Genomic DNA, 18837 nt, shown 5'->3' with positions numbered 1-18837 from the left:
CCCCGGCTCAGTCGCGTAGGTATGTCGCCTCGTCTACGTGGCTACTTCCTTCCACTCGGCCCTCGCCTCGGTCGCGCGGCCACTGACCTGTGTGCAGCGATGGCCAGCGCACTCGCCGCGGGGATCCCCAGGGGCGCTACCTCGTGCGCGGGCTGCCAACCCGCGGGCATCACCGCTTGGGCGAGCTCTTAGGCACCGACGCGTGCGCCTGCCGAGGTGGCGGACCACCGACGTGGACCGGTGCGTCGAGGCATGAGGTAGCGGGACCTTGGGCGCCGCCGCGACGTCACGTCTGCGGACCTACGCGCCCGGTCGCGGCGACCGGGCGCACCGCGAATCGGGTGTGGAGGAGGGTCCCTCTGGGGAGCGGGACGGACGTTCGCGAGGTCGGGGCGTGGCAGTTCGGTGGCGGGCCGGCCTCCGAGCGGGGCGTGGCAGTTGGGTGGCGGGCCGACGTCCGAGCGGGTGGTGCGGCGTCGGATGCGAAGGGCGTAGAAGCCGCGCTCGTGAACCGCAGGCCCACAGACCAGGGCGACGGCGCGGTCAGCCATAGCACCGACGCCGCACCACCCGCGGACCCGACGATGTGCGGCATTCTCGACTTCGCGCGTCCGCCAGTGGTGGCACGACCGAGAGCGTCAATCGACCGCGACCGCGGTCGACGTTTCACGTGAAACGTCGACGCCGCCGCGGTGCGGTTCTGGAGGCTCGTTGAGCGGGCGGCACGAGCCGTCAGGAGAAGAGGCGGGAATCCGTGTTTCACGTGGAACGTGCGGACCCGTGTTTCACGTGAAACAGCGCGTCAGGAGGCGACGCGGGCTTCGACGACCTTGCGGTAGAGGGCGGCGAGGTCCAGGCCGGCGGCGCGGGCGGCCTGCGGGAAGAGCGAGGTCTCCGTCATCCCCGGAGCAACGTTGACCTCGAGGAACTGTACGACACCGTCAGGGTCGAGAATGACGTCGGTCCGCGAGAGGCTGCGAAGGCTCAGAGCTGTATGGGCCCGGACGGCCACCTCTTGGACGACGCGGACGATGTCGTCGTCCAGTCGAGCGGGAGCGAAGTACTCGGTGCGTCCGGGGTTGTAGCGCGCGTCGTAGTCGTAGGGGCCGGTCGTGACGATCTCGACGGGCGGAAGGGCCTCGGCACCGCTGCCGAGGTCCACGACGCTGACGGCGAGCTCGATTCCGCGCACGGCGCGCTCGATGAGCGCGACCTCTCCGTAGGCGAAGCAGTCGACCATCGCGCGAGGGAGCTGGTCGGCACTCTCGACGAAGGTCACTCCGAGGGCGGAACCACCGTGGGTCGGCTTCACGACGAGCGGCAGTCCCAGTCGCTCCACGACTGCGTCGAGCACGGGCTGTGCGCCCAGTTCCCGGAAGAGGCTCTGGGGGAGGGTCACGTACTCGGGGGTGCAGAGGCCGGCACCGAGCACGACGCTCTTGGCGACGGGCTTGCTCCAGGCCGAACGGCTTTCGCGCGGACCGGTGCCGACGTACGGAACACCGACGAGCTCGAGCACGTCGCGGATCGAACCGTCCTCGCCGCTCGCGCCATGGAGCAACGGCCACACGACGTCGGGCCGCGTAGCCCGCAGGAACGGAAGGAGGTCGGCGTCGACGTCATGGACGGACACCTCGAGCCCGGCCGCCCGGAGGCTCTCAGCCACACGGCGGCCCGAGCGCAGCGAGACGTCGCGCTCGTGCGACAGCCCACCCGCAAGGATCGTGACGTGTGCGCCCCGGGCGGGACCGTCACCGGGTCGGATCACGCGAAGGTGCTGTTCAGAGCGCTCGTAGCGCGGCGAGGTGCTGCCGGTGGCGGCGTCGTCCCGTGCGGGCGATGGGGTACCGGTGGTCGTGTCCACAGTGCGTCGGACTCCTGTTCGTTGCCGGCGCGGCCCGTGCCGTGCGACGGCCGTCGATGTGCGGGCGGCGGTTCAGGCGAGGTCGGGTGAGGGGTTCTCGACGTCGGTCAGGTCCGGGTCGAGCGCGGCGTCGGTTCCGAAGATCTCGACGAGCTCACGCTCGGCGTTGACGACGCCTGCAAGCCGTCGCACCCCTTCGCGGATGCGTTCAGGAGTCGGGAAGCAGAACGAGAGCCGGACGTGGTCGGATCCCGTGCCGTCGGCGTAGAACGCCGTGCCGGGCACGTACGCGACACGAGCGGTGACGGCCCGCGGGAGCATCGAGCGCGCATCGAGCCCGCTCGGGAGCCGGACCCAGGTGTAGAAGCCGCCGTCCGGGACGGTCCAGCTCGCCGACGGCAGGTGCTCCGAGAGAGCTCCGATCATCGCGTCGCGTCGCTCGCGGTAGAGCTCGCGGAACTGCTTGATCTGTCCTTGCCAGTCGCACGCGTCGAGGTAGGCGGCGATCGCCATCTGCGACGCGTTGGACGGGCACAGGATGGCCGACTCGCTCGCCAGCACGAGCTTCTCCCGGACGGCGTGCGGGGCCACGATCCAGCCGACCCGGTATCCCGGCGCGAAGGTCTTGGAGAACGAGCCGAGGTAGAGCACGCCGTCCTCGTCGAGGGAGCGGAGGGCAGGGAGCGTCGAGCCGTCGAACCCGAGGAGGCCGTACGGGTTGTCCTCGACGACGAGCACGCCGTGTCGGCGTGCGATCTCGAGGACGCGCGGTCGTCGTTCGGCCGCGAGGGTGACACCGGCGGGGTTGTGGAAGTTGGGCACGGTATAGAGGAGCTTGACGCGACGCCCCTCCGCGGCGAGGCGCGTGAGCGTCTCCTCGAGAGCCTCCGGCACGAGCCCGTGCTCGTCGAGGGGGACGTGGACGACATCGGCCTGGTACGACCGGAAGACCCCCAGGGCGCCGACATAGCTCGGCGCCTCGGCGACCACGACGTCACCGGGGTCGATGAAGATCCGCGTGACGAGGTCGAGGGCCTGCTGCGACCCTGTGGTGACGACGACGTCGTCGGGGTGGCACTCGATGCCCTCGAGCCGCACGACGTCGAGGATGCGTTCCCGGAGGGTCTCGTCGCCCTGGCCGGAGCCGTACTGGAGCACCGTGGCGCCACGCGTCGCGACGAGCCGTTGCATCGTCTCGGCGATGGTGTCGAGGGGGAGCCCGGCGAGATAGGGCATCCCGCCGGCGAGGGAGACGACCTCCGGGCGGTTCGCGACGGCGAACAGCGCCCGGATCTCCGACGCTCGCATCCCGTGCGCTCGCTCTGCGTAGGCACCGAACCACGGGTCGAGGCGGGTGCCGCCGGAGGCGGGTTGCTGCGGGGGAGTCGTCGGCTCGGTCACGAAACCCAGTCTCGCACGGGTCATCGGGGGATCCCGTGAAGACGCCGGAGGGCGGACCACCGCGTGGGTGGCCCGCCCTCGTGGACGGTCACGGTCTCTGCGGAGCCCGCAGGCTCGACGTTCGGGAGGTCAGACCGCGGTGCTCAGCACCGAGTCGATCTCCGCGGTCAGCGCGCGCTTCGGCCGAGCGCCGATGATCGACTTCTGGAGCTCGCCGCCGACGTAGACGTTGAGCGTCGGGATGGAGACGATGCCGTACGCGGCCGTCGTCTCCGGGTTGGCGTCCGTGTCGAGCTTGGCGATCTTGATCTTGCCGCCGTACTCCTCGGCGAGCTCCTCGAGGATCGGGGCGACCTGGCGGCACGGGCCGCACCAGGTGGCCCAGAAGTCGACGAGGACGGGGACGTCGGACTCGAGGACCTCGGAACGGAAGGTCTCGTCGGTGACGGGAACGGTCGGCATGCTGTCCTCCGGAGGAGTCGGGCGGCGGCTCGTGCCGCCGCGGTGGAGCGGGTGAGCGTCCGCGCGCCCGGCGACCGCCGGGACGCGCGAACGACGTCAGGACTAGGCGCGGAGCTCGGCGAGCGCCTCGGGCAGCTCGTCGGGGTTCGGCGTCTCGGTGGTACCGGCGAGGTCTTCCAGGCCGGCGGCGTCAGCGAGCTCGGTGAGGAAGCGCTGCGCGTCCAGCGCGGCGGCGCACCCGGAGCCGGCCGCGGTGATGGCCTGACGGTAGGTGTGGTCCACGGCGTCGCCGCACGCGAACACGCCCTCGAGGTTCGTCGCGGTGGTGCGCCCGACGACCTGGATGTATCCCTCGTCGTCGAGGTCGATCTGCCCCTTGACGAGCTCGGTGCGCGGCTCGTGGCCGATCGCGACGAACAGGCCCGTGGCGGGCAGCTCGCGCTCCTCACCGGTGACGGTGTCGCGCAGCCTCAGCCCTTCGACCTTCTTGTCGCCGTCGATGCCGGCGACCTCGCTGTTCCAGGCGACCTCGATCTTCGGGTCGTTCAGCGCACGGTCGGCCATGATCTTCGACGCCCGCAGCTCGTCGCGCCGGTGGACGAGCGTCACCTTCTGCGCGAAGCGGGTCAGGAACGTGGCCTCCTCCATCGCGGAGTCACCGCCGCCGACGACCGCGATGTGCTGGTCGCGGAAGAAGAACCCGTCGCACGTGGCGCACCAGGACACGCCCCGGCCCGAGAGGCGCTTCTCGTCGTCCAGGCCGAGCTCACGGTAGGCGGACCCGGTCGCGAGGATCACGGCGCGAGCGCGGTAGGTCTCCCCGTTGCCGGTGACGACCGTCTTGACGGTGCCCTCGAGGTCGAGCAGCGTCGCGTCGTCCCACTCGACTCGCGCACCGAAGCGCTCCGCCTGCTTCTGCATGCTCTCCATGAGCTCGGGGCCCATGATCCCGTCGGGAAAACCGGGGAAGTTCTCCACCTCGGTGGTGTTCATCAGGGCGCCGCCGGCGGTGATCGACCCCGCGAGCACGAGCGGCTCGAGGCCCGCACGCGCCGCGTAGATCGCGGCGGTGTAGCCCGCAGGGCCCGACCCGACGATGATCAGGTTCTGGACGACTGGCTGCTCGGTCACGTGCTGCTCCTCGGATGCTCGGTGCGTGGCGGCCGACCACGCGAGAGTGTGAACGCCGACGGGACGCCTTCTGTTCCACGGTACGGCCCGGCCCCACCGTACGGGCACCGCACGAGAGCCGCGGCTAGGAGACGAGCAGCTCGTTGATCTCGGCGCGGAACTCGCCCGACGGGTTCTGCGGCAGCTCGGTGAACCACAGCACGATCGAGTCGGTCTCGACCGGCGTCTCGAACGTGAACTCGACCCCGGGCGAGAGCGCCCCGGACGCGAGGACGTCGCCCTCGGTGGGGCGGTCCTGGCTCGTGGCCCGGATCTCGACGTTGCCGCCGTTCACGGGCGTGTCGATGACGATCGTCGAGACCGGCGCCTTCTCCTCGAGGGCGATCGCGAACCCGATCCCGCTGCGCAGCCCGGCGAAGTCGGCCGCGTTGTACCGCCGCGAGATCCAGGACGTCTCCGGCTGCTGGTCGAACGCGCGCGGCACCAGCTCCGGGTGCTCACCCACGTTGTCCGGGGACTCGTCGCCCTCCGGGTCCAACGCGGCGCCGGACGCGATGATCGGGCGCACCTCGGGAGCCGGCGCCGGCGGCTCCGCGGCCTCGCCGGTCCCGGCCCCGCCCTCAGCCGCGGGCGCGGAGCCCTCGTCGGACGGCGTCTCCTCGCCCGTCTGCACGGCGGGTTCGAAGTCGTCGAACGCGGTGTTCACGGCCCAGTACACGCCGTAGCCGACCAGGCCGAGGGTGAGGACGAGGACGAACGGCGTCGCGTTGAAGCGTCGTGGGCCGCGACGGGCCGGCTTCGGCTCGCTCCACGGCCGGCTCGCCGACCCCGGGTCTCCGACGGCGGGCTGCGCTCCCGTGGGCGGCGCACCGGGAGGCGCGGCCGCGTACTGCACGGCAGTCGGCGCCGTCGGGTCGTACGCCGCCGGGGGCGGTGGCACGGGCGCGCCGGGAGACGCCGCCGGGGGCTGGGCAGCGACGACGGCCGTCGCTCCGGTGGCGAGGCCTGCGGCGGCGTACCCGGCCGCGGGGCCCGCGGACCCGGGGACGGCACCCACCCGGTGGATGCGTCCGGTCGACGGCCGGCGCACGGGCGGTGCAGGGGGCGGGGTGCCGGGGGGCGCGGCCGCCGACCCGTCGAACGCGGAACGCACCGACTGGCGGCTCACGCCGCCGCCCGCCGCGGCCGGCTGGACGAACGCGGGGAGGGCGGCCACGACGGACACCTCGCCCCAGGGCTCGATCGCACCGACGACGTCGGCGGGCGTGCGAGGCCCGTCGCCCGGGACGGACCCGGTCCACTCCTCGGCGCCGCCACCCGACGCCGTGAACGTCTGCGCGCACAGCGCGTCGAGCTCGGCAGGCACCTCGGACCGGACGGCGGACAGCGGCAGGACGCCAGAGCCGTCGCGCTGCGCGGGGAGAGGGTGGATCGCGGTGGACGAGATCCACGGGACGTCGAGCGACGGGCCGGCCCAGCGGGCGGTCATCGCGTAGTAGAGGAGGGCGACGAGCCCGACGGCGTCGAGGCGCGACGTGCGGTCGGCGTCGTGCTGGTCGTGACCCGCGACGCCCGCGTCGAGCCCGAGACCCGTCACGACGACGCGGCTCCCGTCGACGCGGACGGCGTCCGGACGCAGGGCGAGGTGGTGGACGCCGCGGCGCCGTGCGACCTCGAGCGCGGCCGCTGCCTCGCCGACGATCGCGCGCGCCTGCTGCGGGTCGACGATCCCGCCGGCCACGACCTCGCTGAGCGTGATGCCGGGGTACTGCTCGGTCACGACGTACGCGACGCCGTCCTCGGCACCGACGTCGAGGACGCGCGTGAGGCGCGGGTCGACGACGAGCGCGGCGCGCCGGGCGGAGTCGAGCGCGTCGGCCACCTGCGGGCCGGTGACGATCGAGATCCGCACGGGGCGGTCGAGGATCTGGTCGTGCGCCGACCATGCCGTGACGTCGGACAGGTCGGACGTGAGCTGCTCGTCGAGCCGGTATCGCGCGACGAGCAACGTTCCTGGGGCCACGCCGTTCACCGGACCTCCTCCGTGGGACTCGTGGTCGACACACCATGGTACGCGGGTCCTGTTAGGGCAGTTTTCACCCGTTCTGGGGCGCGGATCGACGGCAGGCTCACCGGCGCACGAGCCGGCGGACGCGGCCGACGACGGGTGCGGCGAGCTGGTCGAGCTCGCGCACCCGCATGACCTTGAGACCGCCGACGTACACGGCGGTCATGACGGTGCCCGCGACGGCGACGAGAGCGACGGCGTGCCACCAGGAGAGCCCGTACACGTCGCCGACGACCGCGACGTAGGCCCGGAGCACGCCCCACCCGGCGGCGGCGCTGACGAGCGCGGCGACCGTCGCCTTGACGTGCAGGCGCAGGATGCGTGCGCCGTCGAGCCCTCGCAGGGTGCGACGCAGGCCGAGGGTGCGCAGCCCGACCGCGACGACGTTGGACAGGCTCATGGCCGCGCCGACCCCGACGACCCACCACTGCGGGTCGAGCGTCCGCGTCCCGAGCCAGGCCACCCCGACGAGGACGATCGTGCCCGGCACCTGGATCCAGAAGACGGTCCTGCCGTCCTCGAACGCGTAGTAGACCCACTTCATGAGGACCATCCCGCCGAGCGGGACCAGACCGAACGCCATGGCGACGAGCACCTGCGCGACGGCCTCCCCGGAGGCGGCGCCCACGGACGGGACGAGGAGCTTGGTGATCGGCTGGGCGAGGACGACGAAGACGGCGGTCGCGAAGACCGTGAACACCCCGACCGTGCGCACGCCGCGCGACAGGTCGTGCCGCACGCGCGCGACGTCGCCCGCGTGGGCCGCGGCGCTCATGCCCGTGAACAGCGCCGTCGCGATCGACACGGTGACGAGCGAGTGGGGAAGCAGGTAGATCATGAGCGCCTGCGTGTACGCGGCGTTGCCCGCGACGCCGAGCGGGTCCATCCCGGCCTCCGCGGCGGCGAGCGGCGCCTCGGAGGTGAACTGCGTCGTCACGATCACGCCGACCTGCTCGAGGATGACGGCGGCGAACGTCCACAGCGCGACCTGACCCGCCGACCGCAGCCCGATCCCGCGCAGCCCGAACCGCACGTGCCAGCGGAACCCGGCGCGCCACAGCGGCACGACGAGGATGAGCGCCTGGGCGGCGACGCCGAGCGTGGCGGTCCCGGCGAGGAGCGCGATCTTCGCACTGTCCCACTGCGTCAGGTCGTCGACGTTCCCGGTGGCCGCCGGCCCGTAGACCAGGATGAAGGCCGCGAACCCGATGATCGACACGACGTTGTTGAGGGCCGGCGCCCACATGAAGGGGCCGAACTGGCCGCGCGCGTTGAGCACCTGACCGAGGAGCGTGTACAGGCCGTAGAAGAACAGCTGTGGCGTGCACCAGAACGCGAACGCGACCGCGAGCGACGTCTGCGGACCGGACCACCCCGGGCCGGACATGACGGCCACGAGCAGGGCCGACCCCGCCGTGAGGAGTGCGGAGATCGCCAGCAGGACGACGCCGGACAGCGTGAGCAGCTTGTCGAGCCGCTCCTGCGTGTTCCGTGCGCGGTAGGCGCGCACGATCTGCGGGACGAGCACGGCGTTGAGGACACCGCCCGCGAGGATCGCGAAGAGGACGTTGGGGATCTTGTTCGCGATGTCGAACGCGTCCGCGACGAGACCCGTCGTCCCGATCGCGGCGACGAGCAGGACGTTGCGCACGAGCCCGAGGCCGCGGGACACGAACGTGCCCGACGCCATGAGCGCCGACGAGCGCCCGAGCCCGCCCGTGCGCGCCGCTGGCGGCTCGCCCACCGCGCCCTCGGCGGTCTCGTCCGGGGTGCCCGACGCCGCGGGGTCGCCCGGGAGCGCGCCGTCGCCCGTCGCGACGGCGTCGCGGGCCGTGCCCGGACGCTCGCCCCGCCCCGCGCCCCGGCGGCGCACGTGCCGCGGCTGGTCGGGGCTCACCGGTCGGGCTCCTCGTCGGGCGTCCGGACCTTCGCCGGTGCCTCCGTCGCCGGGTCCGCAGTCGCGTCCGTCGCGTCCGGGGCGGCCGGGCGTTCGGCCGGGCCCGCGGCCGGGCCCGCCGACGACGGCGGCACGGTCGGCTGCTCGAGCGTCGCACCCGGCGCGCGCCGGGGCGACCGTCCCCGCCGGATCGTGCGCCAGATCCCCGCGATGAACGCGATCACGAGGAGCACCGCGACGACGGTCGTCCCGACCGACTCCCAGTCGGCCCGCACGCGCACGACGAACTCCTCGGGCTCGGCGACGCGCACCTGGGGCTGGGCGGCGCTGACGAGCTCGACCTCGACGGTCACGTTGCCGCTGCCGAAGCCCTCGACCGGGACGTCCACGGACGTCGTCGACGCGACGAGCGTGCCGTCGGCGTCGCGCGTGGCTGCGGGGATGGTTGCCGTCTCGCGATCGGGCGCGCGCAGGCGCGGGTCGTCGGGCCGCAGGACGACCTGCACGGTCGCGTCCTGCTCCAGCGTGCTGCTCAGCCGCACGGGCAGGGCTTCCTGCTCCGCGATGAACAGGAACGTCGAGCCGCGGAGCACCGAGATGCTGCCTCGCACCCGGTCCGCCGCCTGCTGGGCGTGCTGGACGGCCCCGCCGCGGGCGTCGGTCGCGGCCCGGTAGGCGATCGCGCTCGGGGTGACGAAGCCCGGCTCGAGCGGTCGTGTGATCGCTGCCGGGTCGCTCGCGACGGTCGCGAACGCCGCGACCTCCGACCGTGACCGGTCCAGCGCGAGGAGCTGGGCCGCGGGAAGCTCCTCCGCGGCGGCGGCGGCCGTGTCGGGCAGGGCCGAGCGAGCGACGTCGGGTGGCGTGGCCGCCAGGAGCTCGTCCACCGGCGCGGGCTCGACCCACGCCGCGGCGTCGAGGGCGGCGGTGCGTGCGGAGAAGGCGGCGGGATCCGCCTCCCAGGTGCGGGGAAGCGCGACGACGACGTGCCGCGAGTCGGCAGGACGCTCCCGTGCGATCACGGCCGTCTCCGCGAGGAGCCGCTGGGTGGCGCCGACGCCCGACCCTCCGCCCGCCGCCACGAGTCCGGTGAGCACGGGGTCGGGCACGAGCGCGGTCACGACGCCCGCGGACGTGGAGAGCGCGGCCGAGCCCGACGGCGTGTAGGTGAGCGCCTCGTCGGGCACCAGCGCGTCGCCGCCGACGACGACGGACGTGGCGCCCGACGCGGCGGCGAGCGTGACCGTCGCGAGGTCCGGCACGGTGTCGGCGGGCCAGGCGAGATCGGTGCGCCACGCGCTCGCCGGCGTCCCGGCGGCCTGGTCCGCGGGAGCGGGGTCGGCGCCGGGCAGGGGAGTGCCCTCGGGGAGGGCGAGCCCGGCGTGCGCGAACGCGGCGACGTCGGGGTCGTAGGCCCGCAGCGCGAACGTGGACCGGCCCTGCGTCGCCGCGACGAGGTCGTCCGCCCAGGCCGTGACGGCAGGATCCTCGGCCGCCGCCGCAGCGGCGACCAGCGCCGGGTCGACCACCCAGGAGACGGCGGTGCGCCCCCCGGTCGCCTCGAGGAGCCGCCCGAGCCGCCCGTCGTCGCCCGTCGCCACGGACAGCGCGTCGGCGTACGCCTCGGGGTCCGGGTCGACCGGGGGACCGGTCACCGCCGCGACGACGCTCAGGCGCACGGGGGCCACGTCCTCGGGCGGTGCCCAGACGACGAAGGTGCGCTGGACGGCCACGCGCGCGCCGGCGTCGGACACGGTGAGCGACAGGCCGCGCGGGCCCCAGTCGCTGCCCGCGCCCAGGCCGAGCTGGGCGACGGAAGTGGAGAACGTGATGTCGACGCTCGCTCCGGGGGCGACGGGGGCCAGGTCCTGCGTCGTGACCCGGGAGCCGACCCGCCCGGCGAGGTCGGCGGTCACCCAGTTCTCGAGCGACGAGCGCGTGCTCAGCGCGCGGTTGTCGATGCCGAGCGCGACGGCGGGCGACTCGAGCGTCGCCGCGGTCCCGTTGGTGACGCGTGCGGCGACGGTCAGCGTGCCGCCGGGCGCGAGGACCGACGGCGCCAGGGACGTGATCTCGATCGTCACCTTGTCGTCGGGCGCGGGGGCCGTGTCCGTGGCGACGGCGGGCGTGCCGGTCAGGACGACGGCGCCCGCGCCGGCGCCCGGCAGGACCGACCCGGCGAGGGCCAGCACGACGACGACCAGGGCGAGGAGCAGGACCGGCGCGGCGCCGCGGGCGCGCCCGGCACGCGAGGGGGTGGGCGTCATGAGTGGTCGGTCGAGCTCCGTGGGGAGGGCGGCACAGGACCGCCGCGGCCGTCGTGCGGGCGGCCGGGCGAGCGGACGATCGTCCGGGTCACCCTACTCTCGACGACCCCGTGGAACCGTGCGGGCCGGCCCTCGAGGACGCTCTGCGCGACCGCCGCGATGCGCCGCTCGTTCGGGTACGCCAGGCGCTCCGGGAGCTCTGCGACCGGGATCCACGCGACGTCCTCCGCCTCGCCGTCGGGGTCGCCCTCCACCGTGAGGAAACCGCCGGTAGCGCGCAGGAGGAAGTGGTGGACGACCTTGTGCACGCGGCGGTCGTCGCCCGTGAACCAGTAGTCGATCACGCCGAGCGGCTCCTGGATCGCGCCCTCGATCCCCGTCTCCTCGGCGATCTCGCGGACCGCGGCCTGCTCGGGCGTCTCGACACCCTCGAGGTGACCCTTCGGGAGGCACCACTCGAGCCGGCCGCCGCGGTTGCGCCGGGCGATGATCGCGGCGCGCGGGAAACCGCCGGCGACCGAGATGACGAGCCCGCCGGCGGACACCTCGTCGACGACGGGCAGCGGTGGAGGCGGGGGCGTCGGTCGCGCGCCGGGATCGATGCGGAGGGCGTGGCCGCCGGGTGGGGCCGGCACCGGCACGGGCCGGCCCGTCTCGTGGCCCGGACCCCTGCTCCCACGCGCGTCCGCCGGATCCCTCCGGGGCTCGTGGGCGTGCGCAGGGGTGGACATGACGCAACTTTACCGAGTGCCCACCGACCCCTCGGGCACCGCCGCCCCGTGATCTGGCAGGCTTGGGTGTCGTGCCCTCGTCTTCGTCCCCCCTGCCGACCCCCGCCGCGCTCGAGCTCCAGCGCCGCGCGCTCGCCGTCCTCACCGAGATGGCGCCCGCCGCGATCGAGCTCGGCGAGCTGTTCCGGGACGCCGGGCACGAGCTCGCGCTCGTCGGCGGACCGGTGCGCGACGCCTTCCTCGGGCGCGCGAGCAACGACCTCGACTTCGCGACGTCGGCCTCGCCCGACGAGTCGCAGGCCCTCCTCGCGCGCTGGGGCGACGCGCACTGGGACATCGGCAAGGAGTTCGGCACGATCGGCGCGAAGCGGTTCGGCCGCCGGGGCCCGGGTGACGAGCTCGTGGTCGAGGTCACGACGTACCGCACGGACGAGTACGACCCCGCGTCGCGCAAGCCCGTCGTCGCGTTCGGCGACTCCCTCGAGGGAGACCTGTCGCGGCGCGACTTCACCGTCAACGCGATGGCCGTGCGCGTGCCCGAGATGGCGTTCGTCGACCCGTTCGACGGGCTCGCCGACCTCGCGCGCCAGGTGCTGCGCACGCCGATCGCGCCCGAGCGGTCGTTCGACGACGACCCGCTGCGCATGATGCGCGCGGCGCGTTTCGCCGCCCAGCTCGGGTTCGCCGTCGACGGCGGGACGCTCGCCGCGCTCGTCCTCATGACGGAACGGATCGAGATCGTCTCCGCCGAGCGCGTGCGCGACGAGCTCTCCAAGCTGCTGTGCGCTGCCGAGCCGCGGCGCGGCCTCGAGGTCCTCGTCGACACCGGGCTCGCCGACCACGTGCTCCCCGAGCTGCCCGCGCTGAAGCTCGAGATCGACGAGCACCACCGGCACAAGGACGTCTACGAGCACTCGCTCACCGTGCTCGACCAGGCGATCGCGCAGGAGACCGGACCCGACGGCGCCGTCCCCGCACCGGACCTCGTCCTGCGCCTCGCCGCGCTGCTCCACGACGTCGGCAAGCCGCCGACGCGCCGCTTCGAGGACGGCGGCGGCGTGAGCTTCCACCACCACGAGGTCGTCGGCGCCAAGATGGTCGCGAAGCGGCTCAAGGCGCTGCGGTACGACAAGCAGGTCGTCAAGGACGTCGCACGCCTCGTCGAGCTGCACCTGCGGTTCCACGGCTACGGCGAGGGAACCTGGACCGACTCCGCCGTGCGCCGGTACGTGACCGACGCCGGCCCGCTCCTCGAGCGACTCCACCGCCTCACGCGCGCCGACAGCACGACCCGCAACCGGCGCAAGGCCCAGCGGCTGCGCGAGTCGTACGACGAGCTCGAGCAGCGGATCGCGCACCTGCAGGCGAAGGAAGAGCTCGACGCGGTGCGCCCCGACCTCGACGGGCAGCAGATCATGACGATCCTCGGGATCCGCCCGGGTCCGGTCGTCGGGCGCGCGTACAAGCACCTGCTCGAGCTGCGGCTCGACCGCGGCCCGGTCGACGCGGACACCGCCCGCGCCGACCTGTTGGCCTGGTGGGCCGACCAGCCCGAGTCCGTCGACTCCTGAGGCGGGGGCGGGTCGCGCGCCGGTCAGGCGGCGGACGGGCGGATCGGCCTCAGTGCCCTGCCGGACCCTGTGGGGCGTCCGCCTTGCGCAGCCGGAAGGCCAGGACCAGTGCGACGACGACGACGGCCGCACTGACCGTGAAGGCGAGCTGCGCGCCGCCGGCTGTCGCCTCGGCGCGCGACGCGCCGTCGTCGAGCAGGGACACCGACCGCAGGGTCAGCAGCGCGACGAAGAGCGCCGTGCCGGCAGCGCCCGCGAGCTGCTGGACCGTCGCGACGGCGGCGGACCCGTGCGAGTAAAGCGACGGCTTGAGGCCACCGAGCGCCGACGTGAACGTCGGGGTGAAGATGAACGCCAGCCCGAGGCTCAGCACCATGTGACCGACCAGGACGAGCCACAGCGGCGACGTCGGGTCCAGGGCCGCGAAGAGGACCATGGAGACCCCGACGGCGACGACGCCGGGAAGCACGAGCGGACGCGGCCCGAGACGGTCGTAGAGGCGCCCCACGATCGGTCCGAGCACGCCCATCGCGAGCCCGCCCGGAAGCATGAGGAGGCCGCTGGTCACGGGCGACAGGCCCATCGCGCGCTGCAGCACGAGCGGCAGACCGATGATCATGCCGAACATCGCGATCATGCTCACCGCCATCACGGCCAGGCCGACGCTGAAGCCCGGGGCACGGAAGACGCGCAGGTCGAGCAGCGCGGAGTCGGTGCGCTGCAGGACCAGCTGACGCCAGCCGAACAGGCCGAGGAACACCGCGCCGAGGACGAGCGGCACCACCGGTGAGATCGGCATCGCGTGCTGGGCGGACTCGCCGAGCGCCGACAGCCCGTAGACCAGGCCGCCGAACGCACCCACGGACAGCACGAGGGACAGCGGGTCGAGCCGGTTGCGCGCGCGGTCGGCGACGTCCCGCACCTTGAGCGCGCCGATCACCAGCGCGGCCAGAGCGATCGGCAGCACGACCCAGAACACCTCGCGCCAGCCGAGGGCCGTCACGACGGCGCCCGACATCGTCGGCCCGAGGGCCGGGGCGACGGCGATGACCATCGACACGTTGCCCATGACGCGGCCGCGGCGGTGGTGGGGGACGGTGGTCATGACGGTGGTCATGAGCAGCGGCATCATGATCGCCGTGCCGGTGGCCTGGACCACGCGGGCCGTGACGAGCAGGCCGAACACGGGCGCGATCGCGGCAAGGAGCGTGCCCGTGCTGAAGAGCGACATCGCGAGGATGTACGCCCCGCGGGTGCCGAGGCGCTGCAGCAGCCAGCCCGTCGTGGGGATGACGACCGCCATCGTCAGCAGGAACCCGGTGGTCAGCCACTGCCCGGCCGACTCGGTGATCCCGAACTCGTCCATCACGGCGGGCAGCGCCACGCCCATGGTGGTCTCGTTGAGGATGACGACGAATGCGGACGCGAGCAGGAGAGCGATGACGGTGAAGTCACGGCGCGAGAGCGTGTCGGCGGCGGGCACCGGGCCCGACGCCGCGACCGGGCTCGTCGTCTCCGGACTGGTCTTCGTGGATGGCACGGGTGTCTCCGCTCGGGTCAGGACGCCGGTCACGGTCTGGGCCGGGTGTGGGCAGGGCGCGACGACGCGCAGGGATGCGCGCACGTCGTCGGGTGTCGGTCGGGGTGGGAGCGGGAGGCCGGTGTCGCGTCCCGGTGGGACGACGCGATGCGCACCACGTCGATCCGTACCCTGTACGACCACGAACGATCCTGCGTTATTCCCCGACCTCCTGACGACTGCTTTTCCGCCCCGCACTCATCGGTCGGCGACCGCAGGTGCCGGCGTGTCGGTCGAGCCGACCGGGGTGGGCGTCCGCGCCCCGCGGGTCCACATCACGAGGGCGGCGAGCACGTACGCCACGGCGAGGACGACGAACACCGGTCGCGTCCAGCCCGTGTCGGGGAGGGTGAACGCCGCGAGGGCGGCGGCGCCGACGAACGCCGCGTTGTAGAGGACGTCGTAGAAGGCGAAGGCGCGCCCGCGGAACGCGTCGTCCGTGTCGCGCTGGACGATCGTGTCGACGGCGATCTTCGTGCCCTGCGCCGCGAGGCCCAGCAGCGCGGCTCCGGTGTAGACGACGGCGCGCGACGGCGTCGTGACGAGCAGGAGCTGGCTCGTCGCGGCGAGGAGCAGCATGATGGCGATCCACGCCTGCGGGCCCGTGTACCGCGAGAGCGTGGGCGTGAGGACCATCGCGCCCGCTCCGCCGACGCCCGTGAGGCCGACGACGAGCCCGAACGTCGCGAGCGCCGCGCCCTGGTCGCCCGGGTCGAGGAGGTTGCGCGCGATGAGGATCGACGCGATGAACACGACGCCGTAGAGGAACCGGTGCGTCGCCATGACGAGCAGCGCCTGGCCGGGGGTGCGACGCGCGACGAGGTACCGGGCGCCGTCGGCCAGCCCGCGGGCCACCCTGACGATCTCGGACCGGACCGCCGACTGCGCGGGCCGCTCCGGACCGAGCTGCGTGCGGCCCAGCCGCAGCGCGAGCAGCGACGCGGCACCGAAGACGAGCGCCGCGCACACGAGCGCGGACGCGTCCCTGACGCGACCTTCGTCCAACACGAGACCAAGGACCAGCCCGATGCCCCCGCCCACGAACGCCGCACCGGCGCCGAGCGAAGGGGTGAGGGAGTTGGCCGTGAGCAGGAGGGGGCCGTCGACGACGCGTGGCAGGCCCGCGGACAGGCCCGCAAGGAGGAAGCGGTTCACCGACAGCGCCGCGAGCCCGAGCACATAGATCCACCCGCCCACGCCGCCAGACAGCATGAGCACCGCCATCCCCAGCGTGAGCACGACGCGCACGGCGTTTCCCCAGAGCAGCACCTGCCGGCGCTGCCAGCGGTCGAGGAACACGCCCGCGAACGGCCCGACGATCGTGAACGGCGCGAGCATCACCGCGAACGCGCCCGCGATGGCGGCGGCCGTGCCCTGGGTCTGGGGGGAGAAGAACAGCAGCGACGCCAGGCCGACCTGGAACATGCCGTCGCCCGCCTGCGACACCAGCCGGACGGCGAACAGCCTGCGGAAGCCGTCCAGACGCAGCAGCGCCCGGAGCTCGGAGATCACACCCACTCGTTTACCCTACGTTTCGTCGTGGCGGCCGGGACATGCGGTTGTCCCCCCGTGCGCGACGGGGTCGGTGCGCGACGGCGTCGGTCGGCTTGGGAGGTCGGGCCGGAGGGGGCGCCGCGTCTACCATCCGCCGCTCGTTCCTCGCGGCTCCCGCCAAGCCCGACCACGACGCGGCGCCCCCTCCGACCCGCCCGACGCCGTCTCACCTCGGGCGGGTGGTCACCCACCCGAGAGAGAACCGTGGCGCCGCGAGGTAGAGCCGTGGTGCCGCGAGGTAGAGCCGTGGTTGCACGAGATAGAACCGCGGTTGCCCGTGGTACTTCCCTGGTCGCCCTGGCGAGGCGACAGGCGAGCGGGTGGGGGCAGACTCGGATGCGAAGGGCGTCAAGCCGTGCTCGTGAACCCCCGGCCAAGAGACCAGGGCGACGGCACGGCAGCCCGAGCACCGAGACTGCCCCCACCCGCGGACCAGAGCTCTACCTCGTGCGACCAGAGCTCTACCTCGTGCGACCAGAGCTCTACCTCGGCGGGATCAGGTCAGCGCTCGATGTCTCCGGCGATGAAGGCCTCGAGCTGGGCGCGGCCCTTCGTGTCCTCCATCTGGACCGGCGGGGACTTCATGAAGTACGTCGAGGCCGAGAGGATCGGGCCCCCGACGCCGCGGTCCTTGGCGATCTTCGCGGCGCGCACGGCGTCGATGATGATGCCGGCGGAGTTGGGGGAGTCCCAGACCTCGAGCTTGTACTCCAGGCTCAGCGGGACCTCGCCGAACGCGCGGCCCTCGAGGCGCACGTACGCCCACTTGCGGTCGTCGAGCCACGCGACGTAGTCCGACGGGCCGATGTGGACGTTGCGGTCCTCCGTCTTGCCGGCCAGGGCACCGGTGAGGTTGGAGGTCACGGCCTGCGTCTTGGAGACCTTCTTCGACTCCAGGCGCTCGCGCTCGAGCATGTTCTTGAAGTCCATGTTGCCGCCGACGTTGAGCTGGTACGTACGGTCCAGCACGACGCCACGGTCCTCGAACAGCTTGGCGAGCACGCGGTGCGTAATGGTCGCGCCGACCTGCGACTTGATGTCGTCGCCGACGATCGGCACGCCGGCCTCCTCGAACTTCGCGGCCCACTCGGGGTCGGACGCGATGAACACGGGGAGCGCGTTGACGAACGCCACGCCGGCGTCGATCGCGGCCTGCGCGTAGAACTTCGCGGCCTGCTCCGACCCGACGGGCAGGTAGCAGACGAGCACGTCGACCTGCGCCTCGCGCAGCGTGGCGACGACGTCGACCGCCTCGGCGTCGGACTCCTCGATGGTCTCGGCGTAGTACTTGCCGATGCCGTCGAGCGTCGGGCCGCGCTGGACCGTCACGCCGAGCGGCGGGACGTCCGCGATCTTGATCGTGTTGTTCTCAGAGGCGTTGATCGCCTCGGAGAGGTCGAAGCCGACCTTCTTCGCGTCGACGTCGAACGCCGCCACGAACTCGAGGCTCGACACGTGGTAGTCGCCGAACTGCACGTGCATGAGGCCCGGGACGGTGCTGCTCGGGTCGGCGTCACGGTAGAAGTGCACGCCCTGAACCAGAGACGATGCGCAGTTGCCTACGCCGACGATGGCGACGCGGATGGAGGTCATCCTCGCTCCTTGGTGTTCGAAGTTCCAGGGTCCTCGGGTCGCCGTGCGCCGTCGGGCTCCTGCTCGGGTGGTTCCGCAGGATGCGGGGTGCTGCTGGTCCTTGCGCGGCCGGCCGCTCGGGAGTGCCCGAAGGTCCGGTCGCGCTCGGTGGTGATGAGACCGTCGAGCCAGCGCACCTCGCGCTCGACCTGCTCGAGTCCGTGACGCTGCAGCTCGAGCGTGTACTCGTCGAGCCGCTCGCGGGTGCGAGCCGCGGACTCCCTGACCGCCTCCAGCCTCTCGGTGAGCCGGGTGCGCCGGCCCTCCAGGATGCGGATGCGGGTCTCGGCGTCGGTCTGCGCGAAGAACGCGAACCGGACGTCGAAGCTCTCGTCCTCCCAGGCGGCCGGCCCGGAGGACGCGAGCACGTTCTGGAGGTGTTCCTTGCCGTCGGCCGTCAGCTCGTAGACGATGCGCGCCCGCCGACCCGACAGGGCGGGGGCGAGCGCCGTCTGCGCGGCCGACTGCTCGGTGCCGGTGATGAGCCCGCGGGCGACCAGCGACTTGAGCGCCGGGTACAACGAGCCGTACGACAGCACGCGGAACGACCCCAGCATGACGTTGAGCCGCTTGCGCAGCTCGTACCCGTGCAGCGGGGACTCGTTCAGCAGGCCGAGGATGGCGGTCTCGAGCACGGGTGTCTTGCTGCGCACGATCTGGCCTCCTCTGCTGCTCTCGGA

13 protein-coding genes are annotated in these 18837 nt (G+C 73.1%); 1 reads left to right on the top strand and 12 read right to left on the bottom strand.

All coding sequences use genetic code 11. The features are described from left to right. Positions 1-802 precede the first annotated feature (802 nt). The 8 genes from AC4H2H_RS01850 to AC4H2H_RS01815 all read right to left on the bottom strand — a co-directional run bounded on the left by AC4H2H_RS01850 (position 803) and on the right by AC4H2H_RS01815 (position 11821). Complete coding sequence (locus AC4H2H_RS01850; RefSeq protein ID WP_494369110.1) at positions 803-1768, bottom strand: D-alanine--D-alanine ligase family protein; 966 nt, start codon at positions 1766-1768, stop codon at positions 803-805. A 168-nt stretch (positions 1769-1936) separates the two neighbouring features. Further along, the gene (locus AC4H2H_RS01845; RefSeq protein WP_494369109.1) at positions 1937-3289 is read right to left on the bottom strand and encodes an aminotransferase-like domain-containing protein; all 1353 of its coding nucleotides are present in this window, start codon (positions 3287-3289) and stop codon (positions 1937-1939) included. A gap of 105 nt (positions 3290-3394) precedes the next feature. Next, entirely contained in the window at positions 3395-3727 is a 333-nt protein-coding gene (trxA, locus tag AC4H2H_RS01840; RefSeq protein WP_494369108.1) for a thioredoxin, read from the bottom strand. 102 nt (positions 3728-3829) lie between these two features. Next, a complete protein-coding gene (trxB, locus tag AC4H2H_RS01835) occupies positions 3830-4858 on the bottom strand; it encodes a thioredoxin-disulfide reductase (protein WP_494369107.1) in 1029 nt (342 codons plus the stop codon). A 124-nt stretch (positions 4859-4982) separates the two neighbouring features. Beyond that, complete coding sequence (locus AC4H2H_RS01830; RefSeq protein WP_494369106.1) at positions 4983-6890, bottom strand: protein kinase family protein; 1908 nt, start codon at positions 6888-6890, stop codon at positions 4983-4985. A 97-nt stretch (positions 6891-6987) separates the two neighbouring features. After that, complete coding sequence (murJ, locus tag AC4H2H_RS01825) at positions 6988-8823, bottom strand: murein biosynthesis integral membrane protein MurJ (RefSeq protein ID WP_494369105.1); 1836 nt, start codon at positions 8821-8823, stop codon at positions 6988-6990. Then, positions 8820-11090, bottom strand: coding sequence for a DUF6049 family protein (locus tag AC4H2H_RS01820; protein WP_494369104.1), 2271 nt, complete (start codon positions 11088-11090; stop codon positions 8820-8822). The genes murJ and AC4H2H_RS01820 overlap by 4 nt, the downstream gene beginning before the upstream one ends. Continuing rightward, positions 11087-11821, bottom strand: a complete 735-nt coding sequence (locus tag AC4H2H_RS01815; RefSeq protein ID WP_494369103.1) for an NUDIX hydrolase — start codon at positions 11819-11821, stop codon at positions 11087-11089. The genes AC4H2H_RS01820 and AC4H2H_RS01815 overlap by 4 nt, the downstream gene beginning before the upstream one ends. A gap of 71 nt (positions 11822-11892) precedes the next feature. On the opposite strand from AC4H2H_RS01815, the gene AC4H2H_RS01810 reads away from it, so the two are divergent. Next, complete coding sequence (locus AC4H2H_RS01810; RefSeq protein ID WP_494369102.1) at positions 11893-13392, top strand: CCA tRNA nucleotidyltransferase; 1500 nt, start codon at positions 11893-11895, stop codon at positions 13390-13392. A gap of 49 nt (positions 13393-13441) precedes the next feature. Here AC4H2H_RS01810 and AC4H2H_RS01805 read toward each other — a convergent pair whose 3' ends face one another. The 4 genes from AC4H2H_RS01805 to AC4H2H_RS01790 all read right to left on the bottom strand — a co-directional run bounded on the left by AC4H2H_RS01805 (position 13442) and on the right by AC4H2H_RS01790 (position 18810). Further along, positions 13442-14932: an MDR family MFS transporter gene (locus AC4H2H_RS01805; protein WP_494369101.1), complete on the bottom strand. Its 1491-nt coding sequence runs from the start codon at positions 14930-14932 to the stop codon at positions 13442-13444. Between the two features lie 237 nt (positions 14933-15169). Next, a complete protein-coding gene (locus tag AC4H2H_RS01800) occupies positions 15170-16483 on the bottom strand; it encodes an MFS transporter (RefSeq protein ID WP_494369100.1) in 1314 nt (437 codons plus the stop codon). A gap of 543 nt (positions 16484-17026) precedes the next feature. Beyond that, positions 17027-18118 carry an inositol-3-phosphate synthase gene (locus AC4H2H_RS01795; protein ID WP_494369099.1) on the bottom strand — a complete coding sequence of 364 codons (1092 nt, stop codon included), beginning with the start codon at positions 18116-18118 and terminating at the stop codon, positions 17027-17029. Further along, complete coding sequence (locus AC4H2H_RS01790; protein WP_494369098.1) at positions 18115-18810, bottom strand: PadR family transcriptional regulator; 696 nt, start codon at positions 18808-18810, stop codon at positions 18115-18117. The genes AC4H2H_RS01795 and AC4H2H_RS01790 overlap by 4 nt, the downstream gene beginning before the upstream one ends. Between the last annotated feature and the right edge of the window lie 27 nt (positions 18811-18837).

The sequence above is a fragment of the Cellulosimicrobium sp. BMG9.22 genome (genome assembly GCF_059159975.1).
Note: the sequence above shows the minus strand (reverse complement) of the source record. Positions and strands in the feature narration are given on the sequence as shown.